Source organism: Rhizobium sp. SG570, assembly GCF_012275345.1.
Classification (GTDB): domain Bacteria; phylum Pseudomonadota; class Alphaproteobacteria; order Rhizobiales; family Rhizobiaceae; genus Rhizobium; species Rhizobium lusitanum.
This window is the reverse complement of sequence record NZ_JAAZQI010000006.1, coordinates 1-17,324: the sequence shown is the minus strand read 5'-3', so window position 1 is coordinate 17,324 and position 17,324 is coordinate 1. Positions and strand designations below refer to the sequence as shown.

Genomic DNA, 17,324 nt, shown 5'->3' with positions numbered 1-17,324 from the left:
CGAAAAGCTCGACCTGCCCGAGAAGCCTCGGCCCGCTCGGATGCCAAAAAAAGCCAGATACATTCCAGACCAGCAAAAAGGACTATAACCATGTCAGATTTCGACGCAGCCAAGTCCGGTCAATTCAAGATCGGCGGCGACCTCTCCGTCCATCGTCTCGGCTTCGGTGCCATGCGCATTACCGGGTCCGGTATCTGGGGCGAGCCGGAGAACCATGACGAAGCTATCCGCACCCTGAAGCGCCTGCCGGAACTCGGCATAAACTTCATCGACACGGCTGATTCCTATGGCCCGGACGTTTCCGAACGTCTCATCAAGGAGGCACTGCATCCCTACGGCAACGGCCTTGTCGTCGCCACCAAGGCCGGATTGACCCGAACCGGCCCCGACGTCTGGGTGCCCGTCGGCCGCCCGGAATATCTGATCCAGCAGGCGCATAAGAGCCTGCGCAATCTCGGTGTCGACCGGATCGATCTCTGGCAGCTTCACCGCATCGATCCCAAGGTGCCGGCGGCCGAACAGTTCGACGCCGTGAAATCTCTGCTCGACGCCGGGATCGTCCGCCATGCGGGCCTCAGCGAAGTCTCCGTCGCCGACATCGAAGCCGCATCGAAGCATTTCAAGGTGGTGACGGTGCAGAACCGCTACAATCTCGTCGATCGCACCAGCGAAGACGTGCTCGATTATTGCGAGAAGCACAATATCGGCTTCATCCCCTGGTTCCCGCTTGCCGCGGGCGATCTCGCCAAGGAAGGCTCGCTTCTCGACACTATCGCCAAGAAGCATGGCGCCGCGCCGAGCCAGATTGCGCTTGCCTGGGTTTTGAAGCGCAGCCCTGTGATGCTGCCGATCCCCGGCACGGGCAAGGTCAAGCACCTGGAAGAAAATACCGCCGCCGTCAACATTGTCCTCTCCGACGAGGAATTCGCGGCTCTGGACGCCGAGGGCCGGAAAGCATTCAAGACGGCTTGAGACCCTCCCAGCTTCGGCGAACAAGGCCGAGGCCGCGAATCGAAAGCAGGTGAAGCGGCGGAGATATCTCCGCCGCTTCAGGACAGAGTTTCCTCGAATGGCATGTCGAAATGTATGATCACGATCATGTGAATCGCGGTCCTCGGCCGTTCGGCGGCTGTAAAATAGGCGGCAAATACCCTGATTATCAGTGCTATGCGGCATTTTCGGCATATGTGAACAAAAGCAATGCACTTGGTGCATTGCTGCATTGCGAAAGCCAATCTGTTCAGGTCCCCGCCGGCGTTTTATTTATTTCATCGAAGGCAGCGCACCTCCTCCTCCCAGCGCTCCTTCATTGATTGGCAACACTCCTCCTCCTCCCAGTTGCCAATCCGGATCAAGAGCCCGATGCATCCTCCTCCCGCGTCGGGCTCTTTTTTTCTTCTGTCATCAGTGACATGCCGGTCTCGATCATGGCGTTGCGCCTTTGCAATGCTGCGCGAATTAGCGTCGCATCATATGGCCAAGAACGGCCTGAGTCGCTTGCGCCGAAGGCATCGATGCGTAGAGTGGCGCGACATTCAGGCATAGGAAGAGGTTGCATGATGCAGCGCGTGGCAGGTTCGGGCCGATGGGGAAGCGTGCTTCTCCGGACTGTCGCCGTCGCCGTGACGCTGTCACTCGCGGCCTGTGGTCGTCCGATCGGGGTCATGCAACCGATCAGTGAAAGTGTTCCGGGGACATCAAGGGTCGACCTTTTGGTCGCCACCACGCGCTTGCCGGACAAGGATCCGGCAATCCTGTTTTCGGGCGAACGCGGTCCGGGGCTGAAGGTGGATGCGGTCAGCGTCTCGATCCCGCCGGAAGCCAATCGCAAGGTCGGCCAGGTGCAATGGCCGAGCCGCCTGCCAGGCAATCCCCTCAAGAATTTCGTGACGACCGCCGTCAAGCCGATACCGACCGAAGCGGACGGGCGAGCCTGGCTGCATGGGGAACTGCCGAAGGACAAGCGGGTGCTGATCTTCGTGCATGGTTTCAACAACCGCTATGAGGACGCGGTCTATCGTTTCGCCCAGATCGTCCACGATTCGCACGCCGAAGTCGCCCCGATCGTTTTCACCTGGCCGTCGCGAGCCAGCATTTTCGACTATGCCTATGACAAGGAAAGCACCAACTATTCCCGTGACTCTCTGGAGGAGCTGCTGCGCCGCGTCGCCGCGGATCCTTCCGTTGGCGACATCACGGTCATGGCGCATTCGATGGGCAGCTGGCTTGCGGTCGAATCCCTCAGGCAAATGGCGATCCGCAACGGTCGCGTCGCGCCGAAGATCAAGAATGTCATTCTCGCTTCGCCCGATCTCGACGTCGATGTCTTCGGCCGGCAGTTTGCAGCACTTGGCAAGGACAGGCCGCATTTCACGCTGTTCGTCTCGCGTGATGACCGGGCACTATCGCTGTCACGGCGCATTTCCGGCAGTATCGATCGCTTGGGCCAGATCGATCCCGCGGCCGAGCCCTATCGCAGCGAGCTGGAAAAGCAGGGGATCACCGTGCTCGATCTCACCAAGCTCAAGACCGGCGACAGCTTGAATCACGGCAAGTTCGCCGAGAGCCCCGAAGTGGTGAAGCTGATCGGCGCCCGGCTGATCGCTGGCCAGACGATCACTGATTCCGATGTTGGTATCGGCGATGCCGTCGGCGCGGTTGCCATGGGTGCCGCCCAGACCGTCGGCAGCGTGGCTGGCGCTGCCGTCAGCGCCCCGATCGCCATCTTCGACCCCCGAACGCGCGCGAACTATGGTGAGCAATTGCGCCGCGTCGGTGCCTCCGCCGGCAATACCATCGGTTCCGTCGGCGATAGCGTGCAAGCGACGGGCAGCAATGTCGGAGAGGCATTGGGGCAGTAAAGCCCCAGCCACACGCCAGAGACTTCGAGCGCCTTTCGAAACTCCATAGCCAGTCTGCTTGATCTGATATATCACAGAGTCGCGCCATATCGGACATGGCGGCACTTTGTGGGTAGGATTTCGGCATGGGCGAAAACAAGCGTACGGTCATCATTGTCGGCGCCGGCGTCATCGGCGCGGCGATCGCGTTGGAATTGCAGCGGCGTGGCCGGCAGGTGACATTGGTGGACAAGGCGGGGCCGGGGGAGGGCACCTCCTTCGGCAATATGGCAAGCATCGCGCTCGATTTTGCCGCCGGTTCCGGCCCCTCCACCTGGTCGAAGATTCCGGGCTGGCTGCTGGATCCGGAAGGGCCTGTGTGGCTCAGGCCCTCCTACGCTCTGAGAATGCTGCCGTGGTTTCTGCGTTTCGTCGCCGCCGGTCGCCCGTCGCGGCTCCGCGAAATCGAGGATGCCGGCATGAGCCTCTCGCGTCATGCCCTTTCCGATTTCAGGGCGATGCTCGCCGCCGCTGGCGCGCCTGACCTGATGACAGAGGAGGGGTGCCTCTCGATTTACGAGACCGAAGCGGAATTTGCCGGCGACCGCGCGCACCTCGAGCTGATGCAGCGCTATGGCATGGAATACAAGGTTCTCGCCGGCGCGGAAATCCGCGATCACGAACCGGCTTTATCTCCCTCCATCGCCAAGGCCGTGCTGCTGCCGGATAACAAATCCATCCGCGATCCGTATAAGCTGGTGCTCACGCTGATGGAGGCGGCAAAGGCTCTTGGTGCGACCTTCGTCTCCGGCGCGGTGCGAACCGTAGAGCGTCAGTCGGACGGCGACGTGGCTGTGCTGTTCGAGAATGGAACCCGGCTTCAAGCCAATGATGTCGTGCTGGCCGCCGGCGTGCGCACGCGCTTCATCGCCTCGGCCCTCGGCGAGCCGATCCCGCTGGAGACCGAAAGAGGCTATCACACACAGATCATGAAGCCCGGCATCGCCATGCGCTATTCCATCATCTGGCCGCGTCGCGCCTTCATGGTGACGCCCACGGCCGGCGGCATCCGCGTCGGCGGTAACGTCGAGCTGGCTGGCCTCGATGCGCCGCCGGATTATCGCCGTCCCCGCATTCTCGTTCGTCACGCCCAAAGAGCGTTGCCCGGATTGCAGGTGGAAGATGCCAAGGATTGGATGGGTCATCGCCCGGCATTGCCGGATACGATCCCGATCATCTCGCCTTCGTCGCGTGTCCCGGGTGTCTGGTACGCGACCGGCCACGGTCATCTCGGGCTGACCTTTTCGGCGACGACAGCACGGCTGATGGCCGATATGATGACCGGCATCGCCCCTGCTGTCGATATGACGCCGTTCCGCATCAACCGCTACTAGGACAAGACCGATGTCCGGATTGGAGCAAACGATATGAGATGGAAACGCACGATCCAGTTGCTGGACGTTCATTGCGAGGGCGAGATCGGCCGGGTTGCCATCGGCGGCGTGCCGAAGATTCCCGGCAACAGCATTGCCGAGCAATTGCATTGGCTGAACTCCGATCCGAAGGGCGAGGAGTTGCGTCGCTTCCTGGTGCTGGAGCCGCGCGGCGCGCCGATCGGTTCCGTCAACCTGCTGCTGCCGGCCAAGCATCCCGATGCCGATGCCGCCTTCATCATCCTGCAGCCCGATCAGGCGCATGCAAGCTCCGGCTCCAATTCCATCTGCGTGACCACGGCACTGCTTGAATCCGGCATCGTCGAGATGAAGGAGCCGGAAACGGTGGTGACGCTCGAAACCGCCGCCGGTCTGGTCAGGGCAACCGCCACCTGCCGCGACGGCCGCTGCGAGAAGGTGCGGTTGACCATGGTGCCCTCCTTCGTGCATGAGCTGGATGTCGAGATCGACACGCCGCAATGGGGCAGGATCAAGCTCGACCTCTGCTACGGCGGTATTTTCTATGGGCTCGTCGATGTCGGCCAGATCGGCCTGACGATCGAGAAGGCCAATGCCGCATCGCTCGTTCAGGCGGGCATGATCCTCAAGGACTTGATCAACCGCACCATGTTGGTCGTCCATCCGGAAATCCCGGCGATCTCCGGCGTTGCCTATGTGATGTTCCGCGACATCGATGCCGATGGCGCCATCCGCACATGCACGACCATGTGGCCCGGCCGCGCCGATCGCTCGCCCTGCGGCACCGGCAATTCCGCCAATCTGGCGACGCTGCATGCGCGCGGCAAGGCCAAGGTCGGCGATGTCTTCAAGTCCCGCTCGATCATCGGTTCGGAGTTCGAGGTGGGCCTGCAGGCGGTGACCGAAGTTGCCGGCAAACCGGCCATCATCCCCACCATCACCGGCCGGGGCTTCACCTTCGGCTTGAGCCAGGTCGCGCTCGATCCCTTCGATCCGATGGCAGAGGGCTTTGCGATGACGGATGTCTGGGGGCCCTCGGCGGGCGATATTTAAGGGCGGACAAGGAATCGGTTCCGTTCGCATAGAGAGTTTTGCCCCTCACCCTAACCCTCTCCCCGTCTCGACGGGGAGAGGGGACTACTTCTAGAGCGGTTACGCGTTTCACGGAATCGCCTGACCGCTCTATGCTATTGTTTTTACGCAATTCCGGACGGAAAACCGCTACGCACTTTTCCTGGAATTGCTCTAAGTCTCGTCAGAGCAATTGGCCGGAAAGAAGGCTGTGGGTGCGCCCATCTCCTTCGCCCCGCGTGCGGGGAGAAGGTGGCCGATGGGCCAGATGAGGGGCTTTGGGCGAGGGGGCCTCGCTATCCCTTCGGATAAATTACGCCCTTGCGCAGGATGATATTGCCATAGAGCCTGGGCTCACTGGTCTGTATCAGCGCGTGCGCCTGTTTGACGCGCTCGTAGAACTCCGCCGGCAGCAATGGCACGACCTTGATGTCGGGCACGTGCCGCGCGCAGCACTCGATCATTTCGGCATGGACGGGATCGACTGCGTCGCGATCCTGGCGGACGGTCGCCCGGAAGATCGCCTGCGGCACGAAATCGTCGATCGGCAGGACGCTGAGCACGGCGTCAAGCACGCGAATGACGCCGTGGCCGTCGAGGCGGATGAGGCGGCGCCCGTGTTCGAGGCCGGGATAATTGCCGTCCACGAGGGCTATCTCGTCGCCGTGGCCCATGGCGCGTAGGGTCGCCAAAAGCTCGGGGCTCAACAGCGGGTCAATGCCCTTCAGCATGCTCTATCTCCTTGAAGAGGACGTTCTGGTCGATGAGGTAGCGGGCGAAGATCGGCAGGCTGGCGCCGCCGATGGCACGTGCCTGCGGCCCGACCGCGCCTTCGATAATGTCGGGCATGACGACGCCCTGCAAGTCCAGCTCCGAAGCGGCCTTGATGGTTGCGCGCACCACGCGTTCCCGCACCCAATGTGGAAAGCCGCCGTCGATGACGGCGGCGCTGAAATCGATGACCGAGGCGCATGCGACGATCGCCTGCGCCAGCGCCTTGGCCGTGTCCTGAATCCAGATTTCCAAAGGCTCGCCGAAATCGACCCAGTCGTTGGCCGAGTACCAGAGCGGACGCGGGTCGAAGCCGTGATCCTTCAACAGGTTTTCGAGCACGAAGATCGAGGCGATTTCCAGAAGCTGGCGGTTCTCGCCGTTGCGGCCACGCACGGGTAGCGGGCCGAGCGCGCCGGCTGTGCCTGTTCGCCCGACGAAAATCGAGGAATTGAGGACAATGCCGCCGCCGAGGAAGGAGCCGATGAAGAAATAGACGAAGTCCGGATAATGCGAGCCGACACCGAAGACGAGTTCGGCGCCGCAAGCGCTGGTGGCGTCGTTCTGCAGGAAGACGGGGTAGGCAACGCGCGAGGCGATCTCTGTCTGCAGGTTGAAGCCGCGCCATACGTCCATCGCTCCGGCCGGTGCACCCACCTGTTCCGCCCAGTTCCACAATTCGAACGGCGCGGCAATGCCGATCCCGGCAATTTTCCGCCGCTCTTCGTTGCTGAGCCGCCCCTCGAGCTCCTGGATGCTGGCCGTGACGAAGGAGAGGATGTCCTGCGGCAACGGATAAGGGTAGATCTGATGAAGTTGCATCCTGATGCTACCGACGAAATCCATCAGCACCAGATCGGCACTGCGGCGGCCGATCTTGACGCCGAAGGAGAGCACCGCATCGGGATTGAGCCGCATGGGGATGGATGGCTGTCCGACGCGGCCGCGCACCGGCGCGTCTCGTGAGAGCAGCCCATCCTTCTCCAGTTCCCGCATGATGACGGAAACGGTCTGCGCCGAAAGGCCGCTGCGTCGGGCGATATCCGCTTTCGACAGCGCCCCATGGCGACGCACCAGCGACAGCACGAGCCGCTCGTTATGGGCGCGCACACCAATCTGGTTCGCGCCCCCGCTGGGGTCGAGAATCACAGGTGCTGTGGGTGTGTCCTCCGGGTCGTGCACGAGAGACATGGGGCTGCTCCTTCCACCATGGCCATGCCTTATTTTTCGGCAGAATGCCACATCCAATTAATAATTCAATCCGATTTATTTATTGACAGGGAGAAATCTTTAGGCTCAGATATGGGCCGTCGAGGATGTGCATATGACCTTGGAGGAGGTCCACCGGAAACAATCTGACAGGCATGGCGCATCTTTAAATCGGGTTCGGACTGAGCCTGTGACTGCCGGAGGGTCCGGCTTTTCAAACATCGGGAGGATTGAATGAAAAAATCTGTTATCTCCGCCGCGCTCGCCGCTCTGGCGATCGGCGTCGCCTTTGCAGTGCCGGCCAAGGCCGCTGGCGTATCCGCCTGCCTCATCACCAAGACCGACACCAACCCTTTCTTCGTCAAGATGAAGGAAGGCGCGACCGCCAAGGCGAAGGAACTCGGCGTGACGCTGAAGTCCTATGCCGGCAAGATCGATGGTGACAGCGAAAGCCAGGTCGCCGCGATCGAAAGCTGCATCGCCGATGGCGCGAAGGGCATTCTGATCGCCGCCTCCGATACCAAGGGTATCGTTTCCTCGGTCAAGAAGGCACGCGATGCCGGCCTGCTGGTCATCGCGCTAGACACGCCGCTGGAGCCGGCTGACGCCGCCGACGCGACCTTCGCAACCGACAATCTTCTTGCTGGCAAGCTCATCGGTCAGTGGGCGAAGGAAACGCTGGGCGACAAGGTGAAGGACGCCAAGGTCGGCTTCCTGGATCTGACGCCGTCGCAGCCTTCCGTCGACGTGCTGCGCGACCAGGGCTTCATGATCGGCTTCGGCATCGACCCGAAGGATCCGAACAAGATCGGCGACGAAACCGATCCGCGTATCGTCGGCCATGACGTCACCAACGGCAATGAGGAAGGCGGCCGCAAGGCCATGGAAAACCTCCTGCAGAAGAATTCGAGCATCAACGTCATCCACACCATCAACGAACCGGCTGCAGTCGGCGCCTACCAGGCCCTGAAGGCCGTCGGCTTGGAAAAGCAGGTTCTGATCGTGTCCGTTGACGGCGGTTGCCCGGGCGTCAAGTCCGTCAAGGAAGGCGTGATCGGCGCGACGTCGCAGCAATATCCGCTGATGATGGCAGCCCTCGGCGTCGAGGCGATCAAGAAGTTCGCTGACACCGGCGCAAAGCCGAAGCCGACCGAAGGCAAGTCCTTCTTCGATACCGGCGTTTCGCTGGTAACGGACAGGCCGGTCCCTGGCCTGAAGTCGATCGACACCAAGGAAGGCACCGCCAAGTGCTGGGGCTAAGCCTCATCCTGAACTTGGCGTGATCTTATCCGAAAACGGCTTCACACTTTTCGCTGAAGCGGTCCTTGGATTTGCGATCATACCTTCCTGACATCAACGCCGGCCGGGCTCTCGCTTCGGCCGGTTTCAACAGCCGGCGGTTTCCGCGTATAATTCGGCGCGGCAGCGGAGGAATACAATGACCGGAGCACAGGAATTCGAGCGTGTTCTCGACGGCAGCGACAAGAATGTTGCCTCGTTCGAGCACCAGGATGTCTCTCTTCTCAAACGCATGCAGCATTTCTTGCATTCGACACCGGCCGCCGTGCCGTTGATCGTATTGGTGATGGCAATCATCATCTTCGGCTTTGCCATCGGCGGGCGTTTCTTCTCCGCCTACACATTGACGCTGATCCTGCAGCAGATCGCCATTGTCGGCATTCTCGGCGCTGCGCAGACGCTGGTTATCCTGACTGCCGGCATCGATCTGTCGATCGGCGTCATCATGGTCATTTCCTCCGTCGTCATGGGCAACGTCGCCGTCACTTATGGCCTGCCGACGCCTGTCGCCATCTTGGCAGGCATGATCGTGGGCGGTCTCTGTGGATTGCTCAACGGTTTCCTTGTCGCCAACATGAAGCTGCCGCCGTTCATCGTGACGCTCGGTACGTGGAATATCGTCATGGCGACGAATTTCATCTATTCGGCCAATGAAACCATCCGCGATACCGATGTCGATGAACAGGCGCCGCTGCTGCATTTCTTTGCCATCAGCTTCCGGCTCGGTGGTGCGGTGCTGACCCTCGGTGTCATAGCCATGGTGCTCCTGGTGCTGGGCCTATGGTATATTCTCAATCACACCGCCTGGGGCCGGCATGTCTATGCTGTCGGCGATGATCCGGAGGCGGCGAAATTGTCGGGCATCCAGACCAAGAAGGTGCTGCTCGCTGTCTACGGCGTTTCGGGGCTGATCGCGGCCTTTGCCGCCTGGGTTTCGATTGGCCGTAACGGCTCGGTCTCGCCTTCTTCGGCTGTGACGGATTTCAATCTTCAGGCAATTACCGCGACCGTGATCGGCGGCATCTCGCTCTTCGGTGGCCGTGGCTCGATCCTCGGCACGCTGTTCGGCGCGATGATCGTCGGCGTGGTCTCCATGGGCCTCAACATGCTCGGAGCCGATCCGCAGTGGAAGGTCCTCCTGACGGGCGTGCTGATCATCGGCGCCGTCGCGATCGATCAATGGATCAGAAAGGTATCGGCATGACCACGACTGGCGAACCCCTTCTCACCGCGCGTGGCCTCGTCAAGCGCTATGGACGCGTGACCGCGCTCGACAATGCCGATTTCGATCTCTATCCCGGCGAAATTCTTGCCGTCATCGGCGACAACGGCGCCGGAAAATCCTCGCTGATCAAGGCGATTTCCGGCGCGGTCACGCCCGATGAAGGTGAGATCAGGCTGGAAGGCAAGCCTGTCCATTTCAGGTCGCCGATGGAAGCGCGCGAGGCCGGCATCGAAACGGTCTATCAGAACCTGGCGCTGTCGCCGGCGCTCTCGATTGCGGACAACATGTTCCTCGGTCGCGAAATCCGCAAGCCCGGCATCCTCGGCTCCTGGTTCCGCATGCTCGACCGGCCGGCGATGGAAAAGCGCGCCCGCGACAAGCTCACCGAGCTTGGCCTGATGACGATTCAGAACATCAATCAGGCGGTGGAAACGCTCTCCGGCGGCCAGCGTCAGGGCGTGGCCGTGGCGCGTGCCGCCGCCTTCGGCTCGAAGGTCGTCATCATGGACGAACCGACGGCGGCACTCGGCGTCAAGGAAAGCCGCAAGGTGCTCGAACTCATCCTCGACGTGCGGGCTCGCGGCTTGCCGATCGTGCTGATCTCGCACAATATGCCTCACGTCTTCGAGGTGGCGGACCGCATCCATATCCATCGCCTCGGACGCCGTCTGACCGTCATCAATCCCAAGGACTATACTATGTCGGATGCGGTTGCCTTCATGACCGGGGCCAAGGCTCCGCCGGCGGAGACTGTCGCTGCATGAGTGTTGCGCTCGAAGACGTTGCCGGCGACATCATTGCGCGCGCCGGCGACGCAAAACGCATCCTGGTGGCGATTGCCGGCCCACCCGGCGCCGGCAAATCGACATTGGCGGATAACGTCGTCAAGGCGTTGAAGGCCAAAGGCGAAAGCGCCGAGGTTCTGCCGATGGACGGCTTCCACATGGACAATGCCGTCCTGATCGAAAAGGGGCTTTTGAAGCGGAAGGGCGTGCCAGAGAGCTTCGACGTGCGCGCCTTTCTTGATATCGTCAGGGCCGTGCGGGCTGCCGATCAGGAGGTGCTCGTGCCGGTCTTCGACCGCTCACGCGAGATTGCCATCGCATCGGCCCGCGTCGTTTCGCCGGATCACCGGTTCATCGTGATCGAGGGAAACTATCTGCTGTTCAGTCAGGGAAAATGGGCCGAGCTGGAGGGCATGTTCGACTATTCGATCATGCTGGCGCCGCCGATGGAGGTTCTGGAGCAGCGGCTCTGGGAGCGTTGGAAGGGCTATGATCTCGACGACGAGGCCGCCCGCGCCAAGGTCTATGGCAACGATCTGCCGAACGGCCGGCTGATCCTGGAGAGCCGCCGCCCGGCCGATGTCACCATCGACATCGTGCAGGACTGAACCTCGCCGTCATTTAACCGCCGTCGCGGATTGTTTTGCGGTGGCGGTTGGTGCTATCGAAGCGCGATAGCCCAAAGCATGATCCCGAAAAATGTGAAGCGTTTTCGGACGAGATCGTGCTTACATTTCCAGAGGTCGCGTCCATGCAAAAGCTCTCCATCCGCCGTCCCGATGACTGGCATCTGCATCTGCGAGATGGAGCGATGCTCGAAGGCGTGATCGGCGATACCTCCAGGCATTTTGCCCGCGCCATCATCATGCCCAATCTCGTGCCGCCGGTCGTGACCACGGCGGATGCGACCGCCTATCGTGAACGCATACTCAAGGCTTTGCCGGCCGGCGACCGCTTCCAGCCGCTGATGACGCTCTATCTCACAGAACATACCAGCCCTGACGATGTCGAAGAGGGCAAGACGAGTGGCCTGATTACGGCCGTCAAGCTTTATCCAGCAGGTGCTACGACCAATTCCCATGGCGGCGTGCGCAATCTCGACAATGCAATGCCGGTATTGGAGCGCATGGCGAAGGTCGGCCTGCCGCTCTGCGTCCATGGCGAGGTGACGACGCCGGAGGTGGATATTTTCGACCGCGAGGCCGTGTTCATCGAGACCGTGCTCGATCCGTTGCGAAAGCGCCTGCCGGAGTTGAAGGTGACGATGGAGCATGTGACGACATCGGACGGCGTGAATTACATCAAATCGGCAAAGGCCAATCTCGCCGGCTCCATCACGACGCATCATCTGATCATCAACCGCAACGCCATCCTCGTCGGCGGCATTCGTCCGCATTACTATTGCCTGCCCGTCGCCAAGCGGGAAAGCCACCGCCTGGCGCTGCGCGCGGCCGCCACGAGCGGCGACATCAGGTTCTTCCTCGGCACGGATTCGGCGCCGCATGTCGATCCGCTGAAGGAATGCGCCTGCGGCTGCGCCGGCATCTATACTTCGATCAACACGATGAGTTGCCTCGCGCATGTCTTCGAGCAGGAGAATGCGCTGGACAGGCTGGAGGCCTTTGCCTCGCTGAACGGGCCGGCCTGGTATGGACTGCCTGTCAATGAAGACAGCATCACCTTGGTGCGCCGGCCCGATGCCGTGACATTCCCGTCGAAGATCGAGACCGGGGCCGGTCCGGTCACTGTTTTTGACCCGATGTTCCCGTTACATTGGGACGTTGAATCCTAATTTTAGGTTCGGTGAATATAAGCAATAAATGAATTTCACGAGCAATATTGGCGGCAAAGTATTCGTGTCTTGCCACTAAATGAGACGTATATTTTATTGAAATGTATTTTCTTTATTATTTGCCGTAACCAATTCGATACCCCTTGAGGGCTAGCGTGTCATTGATCCCTCCACGGTAATGATGAGACCGTCGAAAGAGCACGATGCTGGTCGATTACAATTCCCTCCTTCTCGCCCTCGGCGTCTCCGCGACCTGCCTCGCGGTCACATTGGTGGGAAGCTGGTTTTCTCGCCGGCCTGATACTTTTCTGCTGACGTGCTCTGCCGGCCTGGTGCCTATCGTGGGTGGCATTTTCATATATGGCGCCTATGTCGACAGGCCGCGGCCGATTTTCGCCGTTCTGACTTTTGTGTTGCTTTTCATCGGTTTCGCGACGGTCTGGGTGGCCGGTCACCAGTTTCGCACCCGCCGCCTTTCGAAAATTCGCTTCTTGTTTGGTTGCCTCCCCGGTATCGCGGTGTCGGTGTCTGCCATGCTTGTCGGTTATGACGGTCTGGCTTTCATCGGTGAGAACGTCGTCATCAGCCTGCTCTTGCTGTTGACGGCGCGTGAATATTGGCTGAGCCGCCATGAGGCACCCACGCCGCTCTATGGCATTACCGCGCTTTACACATTGACCGCGATCTCCTTTGCACTTTGCGCGGCTATGTTGATCGCGGACGGTAAGCTCGTGCTTGGCCATGCGCCTGATAATTGGGCGGAGGATTTCAGCCTTGCCGTCTGCATTGCCGGAATGACCGGGATCGGCGCGCTGTCGCTTGCTCTGCATCAATGGCGTCAGGCCGCGCTGCACCGGCAGGAGGCGATCACCGATGCGCTGACCGGACTGCTAAACCGCCGCGCGCTTTTCGATCTCCATGGGGGCCGCTCCTTCGGTCCGTCGATGGCTGTCATCGTCTTCGACATCGATCGCTTCAAGACGATCAACGATCAGCATGGGCACGCGGCCGGCGATCTCGTGCTCAAATTTTTCGGTCAGGACCTATCCGCGGGCTTGCGCGCTTCGGACACGGTGGCTCGGCTCGGCGGCGAGGAGTTTGCGCTTGTGCTCGACAATACGCTGCCCGGCCGCGCCGAGCAGGTCGCCGAACGGGTGCGCGATGCTTTTGCGGCACGAACAATCAGCATTGACGACAAATACTTGACCTGCACGGTCAGCGCGGGTGTCGCGACCGGCACGGTCGAAGGGGTCGGTTTCGATGATGTCCTTCGCGCAGCCGACAAGGCGCTCTACGAGGCGAAGCGCAACGGCCGCAACCGTGTCGAGGTCGCGGCCTATCTGCACGCAGTTTAATCGATCATTTCGATAAAAAGCCCTGTCATACCGCGACTGATCAGAACAGGGCTCGCACGAAGGCGCAAGCTGCAAGTAGCGATGCCACCGCGCGCACATGGTTCCATCGCGTCCAATCGCTGAGATAGGTCGACCATAGTTGCGCGCCCTCCGCCGTATGGCCATCGACCTTGTCCAGTGCGTCGTTCAACGGCACGTTGAACAGTATGGTCGAAAGAAAGCTCGCGACGATATAGAGCACCGCGCCTGTCAGCATCAGCATGCTGATACCATCACGCCAATAGAGGATCGCCATGATAGCAACGAACACCGACAGCGCGGCCGTCAGCAGAAACAGCACGATGAAGGGCGAGCGCACGATCGTCGTGTTGATCGATTGCATGGCAGCGACCCCCTGGTCGGCGGGAAGGCGGGCAAAGGCCTGCATGATGAATGTCGAGAAGGCGAAGTAAACGCCGGCGAGGAGGCCGCTGCTGAGCGCCGCGACGATAAGGGCGATATTGGTGATCGGAAAGGTCATGACTGGATACTCCAGATGCCGGTTGCGGCGGTTTCGCGGGCATAAACGGAAAAACCCTTCGGCTGCCTCCCAGGGATCTGTCTGACGCCATCCGCAACGTGCGAATTGCGCCCGTCCAGAACCTGCGTGAAGAGTTCATGAGGGAGATCGGTCGTTTCTCGTGGCAACCCAAAGGCGGTCATCTCAGCGGGAAGGGGCTCAGGCAGTCGGCGACGCGGCCGCCGGTTTTTCCCAATCCGCCGATGATGGCGACAGTTGAGATCTGCATATCGAGCTCCTCCAGTTCAAAATGTGATAAATTCTCTCATTTGTGAAATGTGATAAACTCTCTTATATTGTCTGTCAACAGTGACGAACGAGGAATGAGATGGTGCAGGAACCGGTTGCGAGACGCAGGCGCAGCAAGGACGAGGCAGGAACGCCGCGTCGCATCCCCAGCCAGCAGCGTGGCCGCGAACGCGTCGAGCGCATATTGGCCGTGGCGACGGAGCTGATCGCTAGGAATGGCAGCGATGCGCTGCGCATGGGAGAAATCGTCGAGAAGGGGGATGTGTCCTTCGGCTCGCTCTATCAATATTTCCCCGATAAAACAGCGATCATCCGCGTCCTGGCTGAACGCTTCAACGAACAGGGACGCCAATGCGTCGAGGACGAGCTGGTGGCGATAAAAAGCGGCGGCGATCTACAGGCCGGGCTTGGCCGCATTATCGACGGCTACTACGCCATGTTTCTCGGCGAGCCCGTGATGCGCGATATCTGGCACGCCACCCAGGCGGACAAGCTGCTGCAGCAGGTCGATGCCGAGGACATGGAGTGGCATTCGCAGGCCTTTCTTGCCGTCCTTCAACGTCTCTGGCCGGAGCGCGATCATATGGAACTCGCACGGATCGCTCGATTGACCATGCAGCTGGTCGCAGCCGCGGTTCGCTATGCGATCTCGATCGAGAGGGAAGAGGGCGACAGGGCGATTGCGCTGTTCAAGGCGATGCTGCCTGCCGATCTCGGCGCAGTCCGCTAGACGCTCCAAACTGTCGCATGTTGGCAATCCGGCCATGCCGATGGCGGATGCACGCAAAACCGTCTATTCGTCTGGAAACCGCTGCCGCTAGCTGCTATTGCCGCTGAAACATTCCAGCTGCGAAGGAGGCCCGCATGACCCAGATGACTTTTTCCGATCGCGCCGTCATGGCTGAGTTGGTGGCCAGGATGCTTTGGGAGATCAAGGCGGTGCATTTCAGCGCTGACAAGCCCTACAGGCTGGCTTCCGGCATGGCGAGCCCGGTCTATATCGATTGCCGCAAGCTGATCTCCTATCCGCGCATCCGCTCGACGGTCATGGATTTCGCCGCCAGCCTCATCGTCCGCAATGCCGGCTTCGAGCAGTTCGATTGCGTCGCCGGCGGCGAGACCGCTGGCATTCCCTTCGCTGCCTTCCTGGCCGAGCGGCTGAACCTGCCGATGATCTATGTCCGCAAGCAGCCGAAGGGCCATGGCCGTAATTCGCAGATCGAAGGCCATATGCCCGACGGCGCCCGCGTGCTCGTCATCGAGGACCTGACGACGGCCGGCGGCAGCATGTTCACCTTCATCGATGCCATCCGTGCCGCCGGCGGCATCGTCGAGCACGGCATGGCGCTGTTCTATTATGATATCTTCCCCGAAGCCGAGGAGCGGTTTGCCAACGGCAAGGTCCGCCTGCATCATATCGCCACCTGGCGGGATGTGCTTGCTGTCGCCAGGGAACAGAGCCTGTTCGACGACAAGACGCTCGAGGAAGTCGAAGCCTTTCTCAACGCGCCGCTTGCCTGGTCGGGACGGAATGGCGGCGTTTCGGAGCTTCCCAAAAAGTGATGCTTTGCTTTTGCCATGAATTTATCTAATCGATTTTTGAGACTGGACATGACAGACGCGCTCTTTGGGAGGCCGGAATGATATTGTGCTGTGGCGAAGCTTTGATCGACATGCTGCCGCGGGAGACGACGCAGGGCGAAAAGGGCTTTGCCCCCTATGCCGGCGGCGCGATCTTCAACACCGCGATTGCGCTCGGCCGCCTCGGCGTTCCCACGGGTTTCTTCACCGGCATCGCCGACGACATGATGGGCGATATCCTGCGCGAGACACTTGCGGCCGCCAAGGTGGACTACAGCTATTGCGCCATCGCTCCCCGTCCGAGCACGATCGCTTTCGTCAAGCTCGTCAACGGCCAGGCTACCTATGCCTTCTACGATGAGGGCTCTGCCGGCCGCATGATCACCGAAGCCGACCTGCCGACCCTCGGCGATGATTGCGAAGCCCTGCATTTCGGTGCAATCAGCCTGATCCCCAACCCATGCGGCGAGACCTACGAGGCGCTGATGAAGCGCGAATATCAAAGCCGGGTCATCTCGCTCGATCCGAACATCCGCCCGGGGTTCATCAAGGACAAGCAGGCGCATATGGGCCGCATCAGCCGCATGGCCGCCATGTCCGATATCCTGAAATTCTCTGACGAGGACCTGGAATGGTTCGGCATTGCTGGCAATCACGATGAGCTGGCTGCGCATTGGCTGAACCAGGGCGCCAAGCTGGTCGTCGTCACCAAGGGTGCCGAGGGCGCGACGGGCTACACGAAGTCGCTGAAGGTTTCCGTGCCGAGCGAGCGCGTCACCGTCGTTGATACGGTCGGGGCAGGCGACACCTTCGACGCAGGCATCCTGGCGTCGCTGAAGATGAATGGCCTGCTGACCAAGGCGCAGGTTGCCGCGCTCGATGAGAAGGCATTGCAGCATGCCCTGGCTTTGGGCGCCAAGGCTGCGGCAGTTACCGTATCGCGCGCCGGCGCAAACCCGCCTTGGGCGCATGAGATCGGGCTCTGAGCTCGCTCAAATTTCAAGGCTTCCAATAAAAGAGCCCGCCTGATGTTTCAGGCGGGCTCTTTCGTTTACGATGGAGAATACTACTTCGCGCGGCTCGCTAGAGCGTTTCTGCTTTTAGCTGAATCGGAAGGGATTCCGTTTTTGGTTGATTTGTGATTCAAGATGTTGGCTGGAGTGGAGGCCAGCATCT

16 protein-coding genes are annotated in these 17,324 nt (G+C 60.6%); 13 read left to right on the top strand and 3 right to left on the bottom strand.

What is annotated here, in order from left to right:
* Positions 1 to 90 precede the first annotated feature (90 nt).
* From FHT28_RS13840 to FHT28_RS13825, 4 genes are all read left to right on the top strand, one after another.
* Positions 91 to 972 carry an aldo/keto reductase gene (locus FHT28_RS13840; protein WP_037203070.1) on the top strand — a complete coding sequence of 294 codons (882 nt, stop codon included), beginning with the start codon at positions 91 to 93 and terminating at the stop codon, positions 970 to 972.
* A 584-nt stretch (positions 973 to 1,556) separates the two neighbouring features.
* Complete coding sequence (locus FHT28_RS13835) at positions 1,557 to 2,861, top strand: alpha/beta hydrolase (RefSeq protein WP_052212113.1); 1,305 nt, start codon at positions 1,557 to 1,559, stop codon at positions 2,859 to 2,861.
* 125 nt (positions 2,862 to 2,986) lie between these two features.
* Entirely contained in the window at positions 2,987 to 4,234 is a 1,248-nt protein-coding gene (locus FHT28_RS13830) for an FAD-dependent oxidoreductase (RefSeq protein ID WP_037203071.1), read from the top strand.
* 33 nt (positions 4,235 to 4,267) lie between these two features.
* Entirely contained in the window at positions 4,268 to 5,305 is a 1,038-nt protein-coding gene (locus FHT28_RS13825) for a 4-hydroxyproline epimerase (RefSeq protein ID WP_037203072.1), read from the top strand.
* A gap of 314 nt (positions 5,306 to 5,619) precedes the next feature.
* Here FHT28_RS13825 and FHT28_RS13820 read toward each other — a convergent pair whose 3' ends face one another.
* Positions 5,620 to 6,054 (bottom strand): RbsD/FucU family protein, encoded by a 435-nt coding sequence (locus FHT28_RS13820; RefSeq protein WP_047556392.1) that lies wholly within the window; start codon positions 6,052 to 6,054, stop codon positions 5,620 to 5,622.
* Positions 6,038 to 7,285, bottom strand: a complete 1,248-nt coding sequence (locus FHT28_RS13815) for an ROK family transcriptional regulator (RefSeq protein WP_037203074.1) — start codon at positions 7,283 to 7,285, stop codon at positions 6,038 to 6,040. Before FHT28_RS13815 ends, FHT28_RS13820 begins: the two co-directional genes overlap by 17 nt.
* 252 nt (positions 7,286 to 7,537) lie before the next feature.
* Here FHT28_RS13815 and FHT28_RS13810 point away from each other — a divergent pair, with 252 nt between their 5' ends.
* The 6 genes from FHT28_RS13810 to FHT28_RS13785 all read left to right on the top strand — a co-directional run bounded on the left by FHT28_RS13810 (position 7,538) and on the right by FHT28_RS13785 (position 13,759).
* Positions 7,538 to 8,563 (top strand): sugar ABC transporter substrate-binding protein, encoded by a 1,026-nt coding sequence (locus tag FHT28_RS13810; protein WP_037203075.1) that lies wholly within the window; start codon positions 7,538 to 7,540, stop codon positions 8,561 to 8,563.
* A gap of 178 nt (positions 8,564 to 8,741) precedes the next feature.
* On the top strand, positions 8,742 to 9,806 hold the full coding sequence (locus FHT28_RS13805) for an ABC transporter permease (protein ID WP_037203076.1): 1,065 nt from the start codon (positions 8,742 to 8,744) through the stop codon (positions 9,804 to 9,806).
* Positions 9,782 to 10,591 (top strand): ATP-binding cassette domain-containing protein, encoded by an 810-nt coding sequence (locus FHT28_RS13800; RefSeq protein WP_173410348.1) that lies wholly within the window; start codon positions 9,782 to 9,784, stop codon positions 10,589 to 10,591. The genes FHT28_RS13805 and FHT28_RS13800 overlap by 25 nt, the downstream gene beginning before the upstream one ends.
* A complete protein-coding gene (locus tag FHT28_RS13795; protein ID WP_168596529.1) occupies positions 10,588 to 11,220 on the top strand; it encodes a nucleoside triphosphate hydrolase in 633 nt (210 codons plus the stop codon). The genes FHT28_RS13800 and FHT28_RS13795 overlap by 4 nt, the downstream gene beginning before the upstream one ends.
* A gap of 143 nt (positions 11,221 to 11,363) precedes the next feature.
* Positions 11,364 to 12,404, top strand: a complete 1,041-nt coding sequence (gene pyrC / locus FHT28_RS13790) for a dihydroorotase (RefSeq protein ID WP_037203331.1) — start codon at positions 11,364 to 11,366, stop codon at positions 12,402 to 12,404.
* Between the two features lie 203 nt (positions 12,405 to 12,607).
* Positions 12,608 to 13,759, top strand: a complete 1,152-nt coding sequence (locus FHT28_RS13785) for a GGDEF domain-containing protein (RefSeq protein ID WP_168596528.1) — start codon at positions 12,608 to 12,610, stop codon at positions 13,757 to 13,759.
* 40 nt (positions 13,760 to 13,799) lie between these two features.
* On the opposite strand, the gene FHT28_RS13780 is transcribed toward FHT28_RS13785, so the two are convergent.
* On the bottom strand, positions 13,800 to 14,279 hold the full coding sequence (locus FHT28_RS13780; RefSeq protein ID WP_168596527.1) for an anthrone oxygenase family protein: 480 nt from the start codon (positions 14,277 to 14,279) through the stop codon (positions 13,800 to 13,802).
* A gap of 367 nt (positions 14,280 to 14,646) precedes the next feature.
* Here FHT28_RS13780 and FHT28_RS13775 point away from each other — a divergent pair, with 367 nt between their 5' ends.
* The 3 genes from FHT28_RS13775 to FHT28_RS13765 all read left to right on the top strand — a co-directional run bounded on the left by FHT28_RS13775 (position 14,647) and on the right by FHT28_RS13765 (position 17,134).
* Complete coding sequence (locus FHT28_RS13775; RefSeq protein WP_168596526.1) at positions 14,647 to 15,297, top strand: TetR/AcrR family transcriptional regulator; 651 nt, start codon at positions 14,647 to 14,649, stop codon at positions 15,295 to 15,297.
* A gap of 134 nt (positions 15,298 to 15,431) precedes the next feature.
* The gene (locus FHT28_RS13770; RefSeq protein WP_047556146.1) at positions 15,432 to 16,130 is read left to right on the top strand and encodes an orotate phosphoribosyltransferase; all 699 of its coding nucleotides are present in this window, start codon (positions 15,432 to 15,434) and stop codon (positions 16,128 to 16,130) included.
* Positions 16,131 to 16,207: 77 nt separating this feature from the next.
* On the top strand, positions 16,208 to 17,134 hold the full coding sequence (locus FHT28_RS13765) for a carbohydrate kinase (protein WP_037203086.1): 927 nt from the start codon (positions 16,208 to 16,210) through the stop codon (positions 17,132 to 17,134).
* Positions 17,135 to 17,324 lie beyond the last annotated feature (190 nt).

Bases quoted from the DNA above. Each gene is read 5' to 3' on its own strand.
- FHT28_RS13805 (WP_037203076.1), top strand. From the start codon at position 8,742: ATGACCGGAGCACAGGAATTCGAGCGTGTTCTCGACGGCAGCGACAAG.
- FHT28_RS13810 (WP_037203075.1), top strand. From the start codon at position 7,538: ATGAAAAAATCTGTTATCTCCGCCGCGCTCGCCGCTCTGGCGATCGGC.
- FHT28_RS13800 (WP_173410348.1), top strand. From the start codon at position 9,782: ATGGATCAGAAAGGTATCGGCATGACCACGACTGGCGAACCCCTTCTC.
- FHT28_RS13820 (WP_047556392.1), bottom strand. From the start codon at position 6,054: ATGCTGAAGGGCATTGACCCGCTGTTGAGCCCCGAGCTTTTGGCGACC.
- FHT28_RS13815 (WP_037203074.1), bottom strand. From the start codon at position 7,285: ATGTCTCTCGTGCACGACCCGGAGGACACACCCACAGCACCTGTGATT.
- FHT28_RS13775 (WP_168596526.1), top strand. From the start codon at position 14,647: ATGGTGCAGGAACCGGTTGCGAGACGCAGGCGCAGCAAGGACGAGGCA.
- FHT28_RS13835 (WP_052212113.1), top strand. From the start codon at position 1,557: ATGATGCAGCGCGTGGCAGGTTCGGGCCGATGGGGAAGCGTGCTTCTC.
- FHT28_RS13795 (WP_168596529.1), top strand. From the start codon at position 10,588: ATGAGTGTTGCGCTCGAAGACGTTGCCGGCGACATCATTGCGCGCGCC.
- pyrC (WP_037203331.1), top strand. From the start codon at position 11,364: ATGCAAAAGCTCTCCATCCGCCGTCCCGATGACTGGCATCTGCATCTG.
- FHT28_RS13765 (WP_037203086.1), top strand. From the start codon at position 16,208: ATGATATTGTGCTGTGGCGAAGCTTTGATCGACATGCTGCCGCGGGAG.
- FHT28_RS13780 (WP_168596527.1), bottom strand. From the start codon at position 14,279: ATGACCTTTCCGATCACCAATATCGCCCTTATCGTCGCGGCGCTCAGC.
- FHT28_RS13830 (WP_037203071.1), top strand. From the start codon at position 2,987: ATGGGCGAAAACAAGCGTACGGTCATCATTGTCGGCGCCGGCGTCATC.
- FHT28_RS13825 (WP_037203072.1), top strand. From the start codon at position 4,268: ATGAGATGGAAACGCACGATCCAGTTGCTGGACGTTCATTGCGAGGGC.
- FHT28_RS13840 (WP_037203070.1), top strand. From the start codon at position 91: ATGTCAGATTTCGACGCAGCCAAGTCCGGTCAATTCAAGATCGGCGGC.
- FHT28_RS13785 (WP_168596528.1), top strand. From the start codon at position 12,608: ATGCTGGTCGATTACAATTCCCTCCTTCTCGCCCTCGGCGTCTCCGCG.
- FHT28_RS13770 (WP_047556146.1), top strand. From the start codon at position 15,432: ATGACCCAGATGACTTTTTCCGATCGCGCCGTCATGGCTGAGTTGGTG.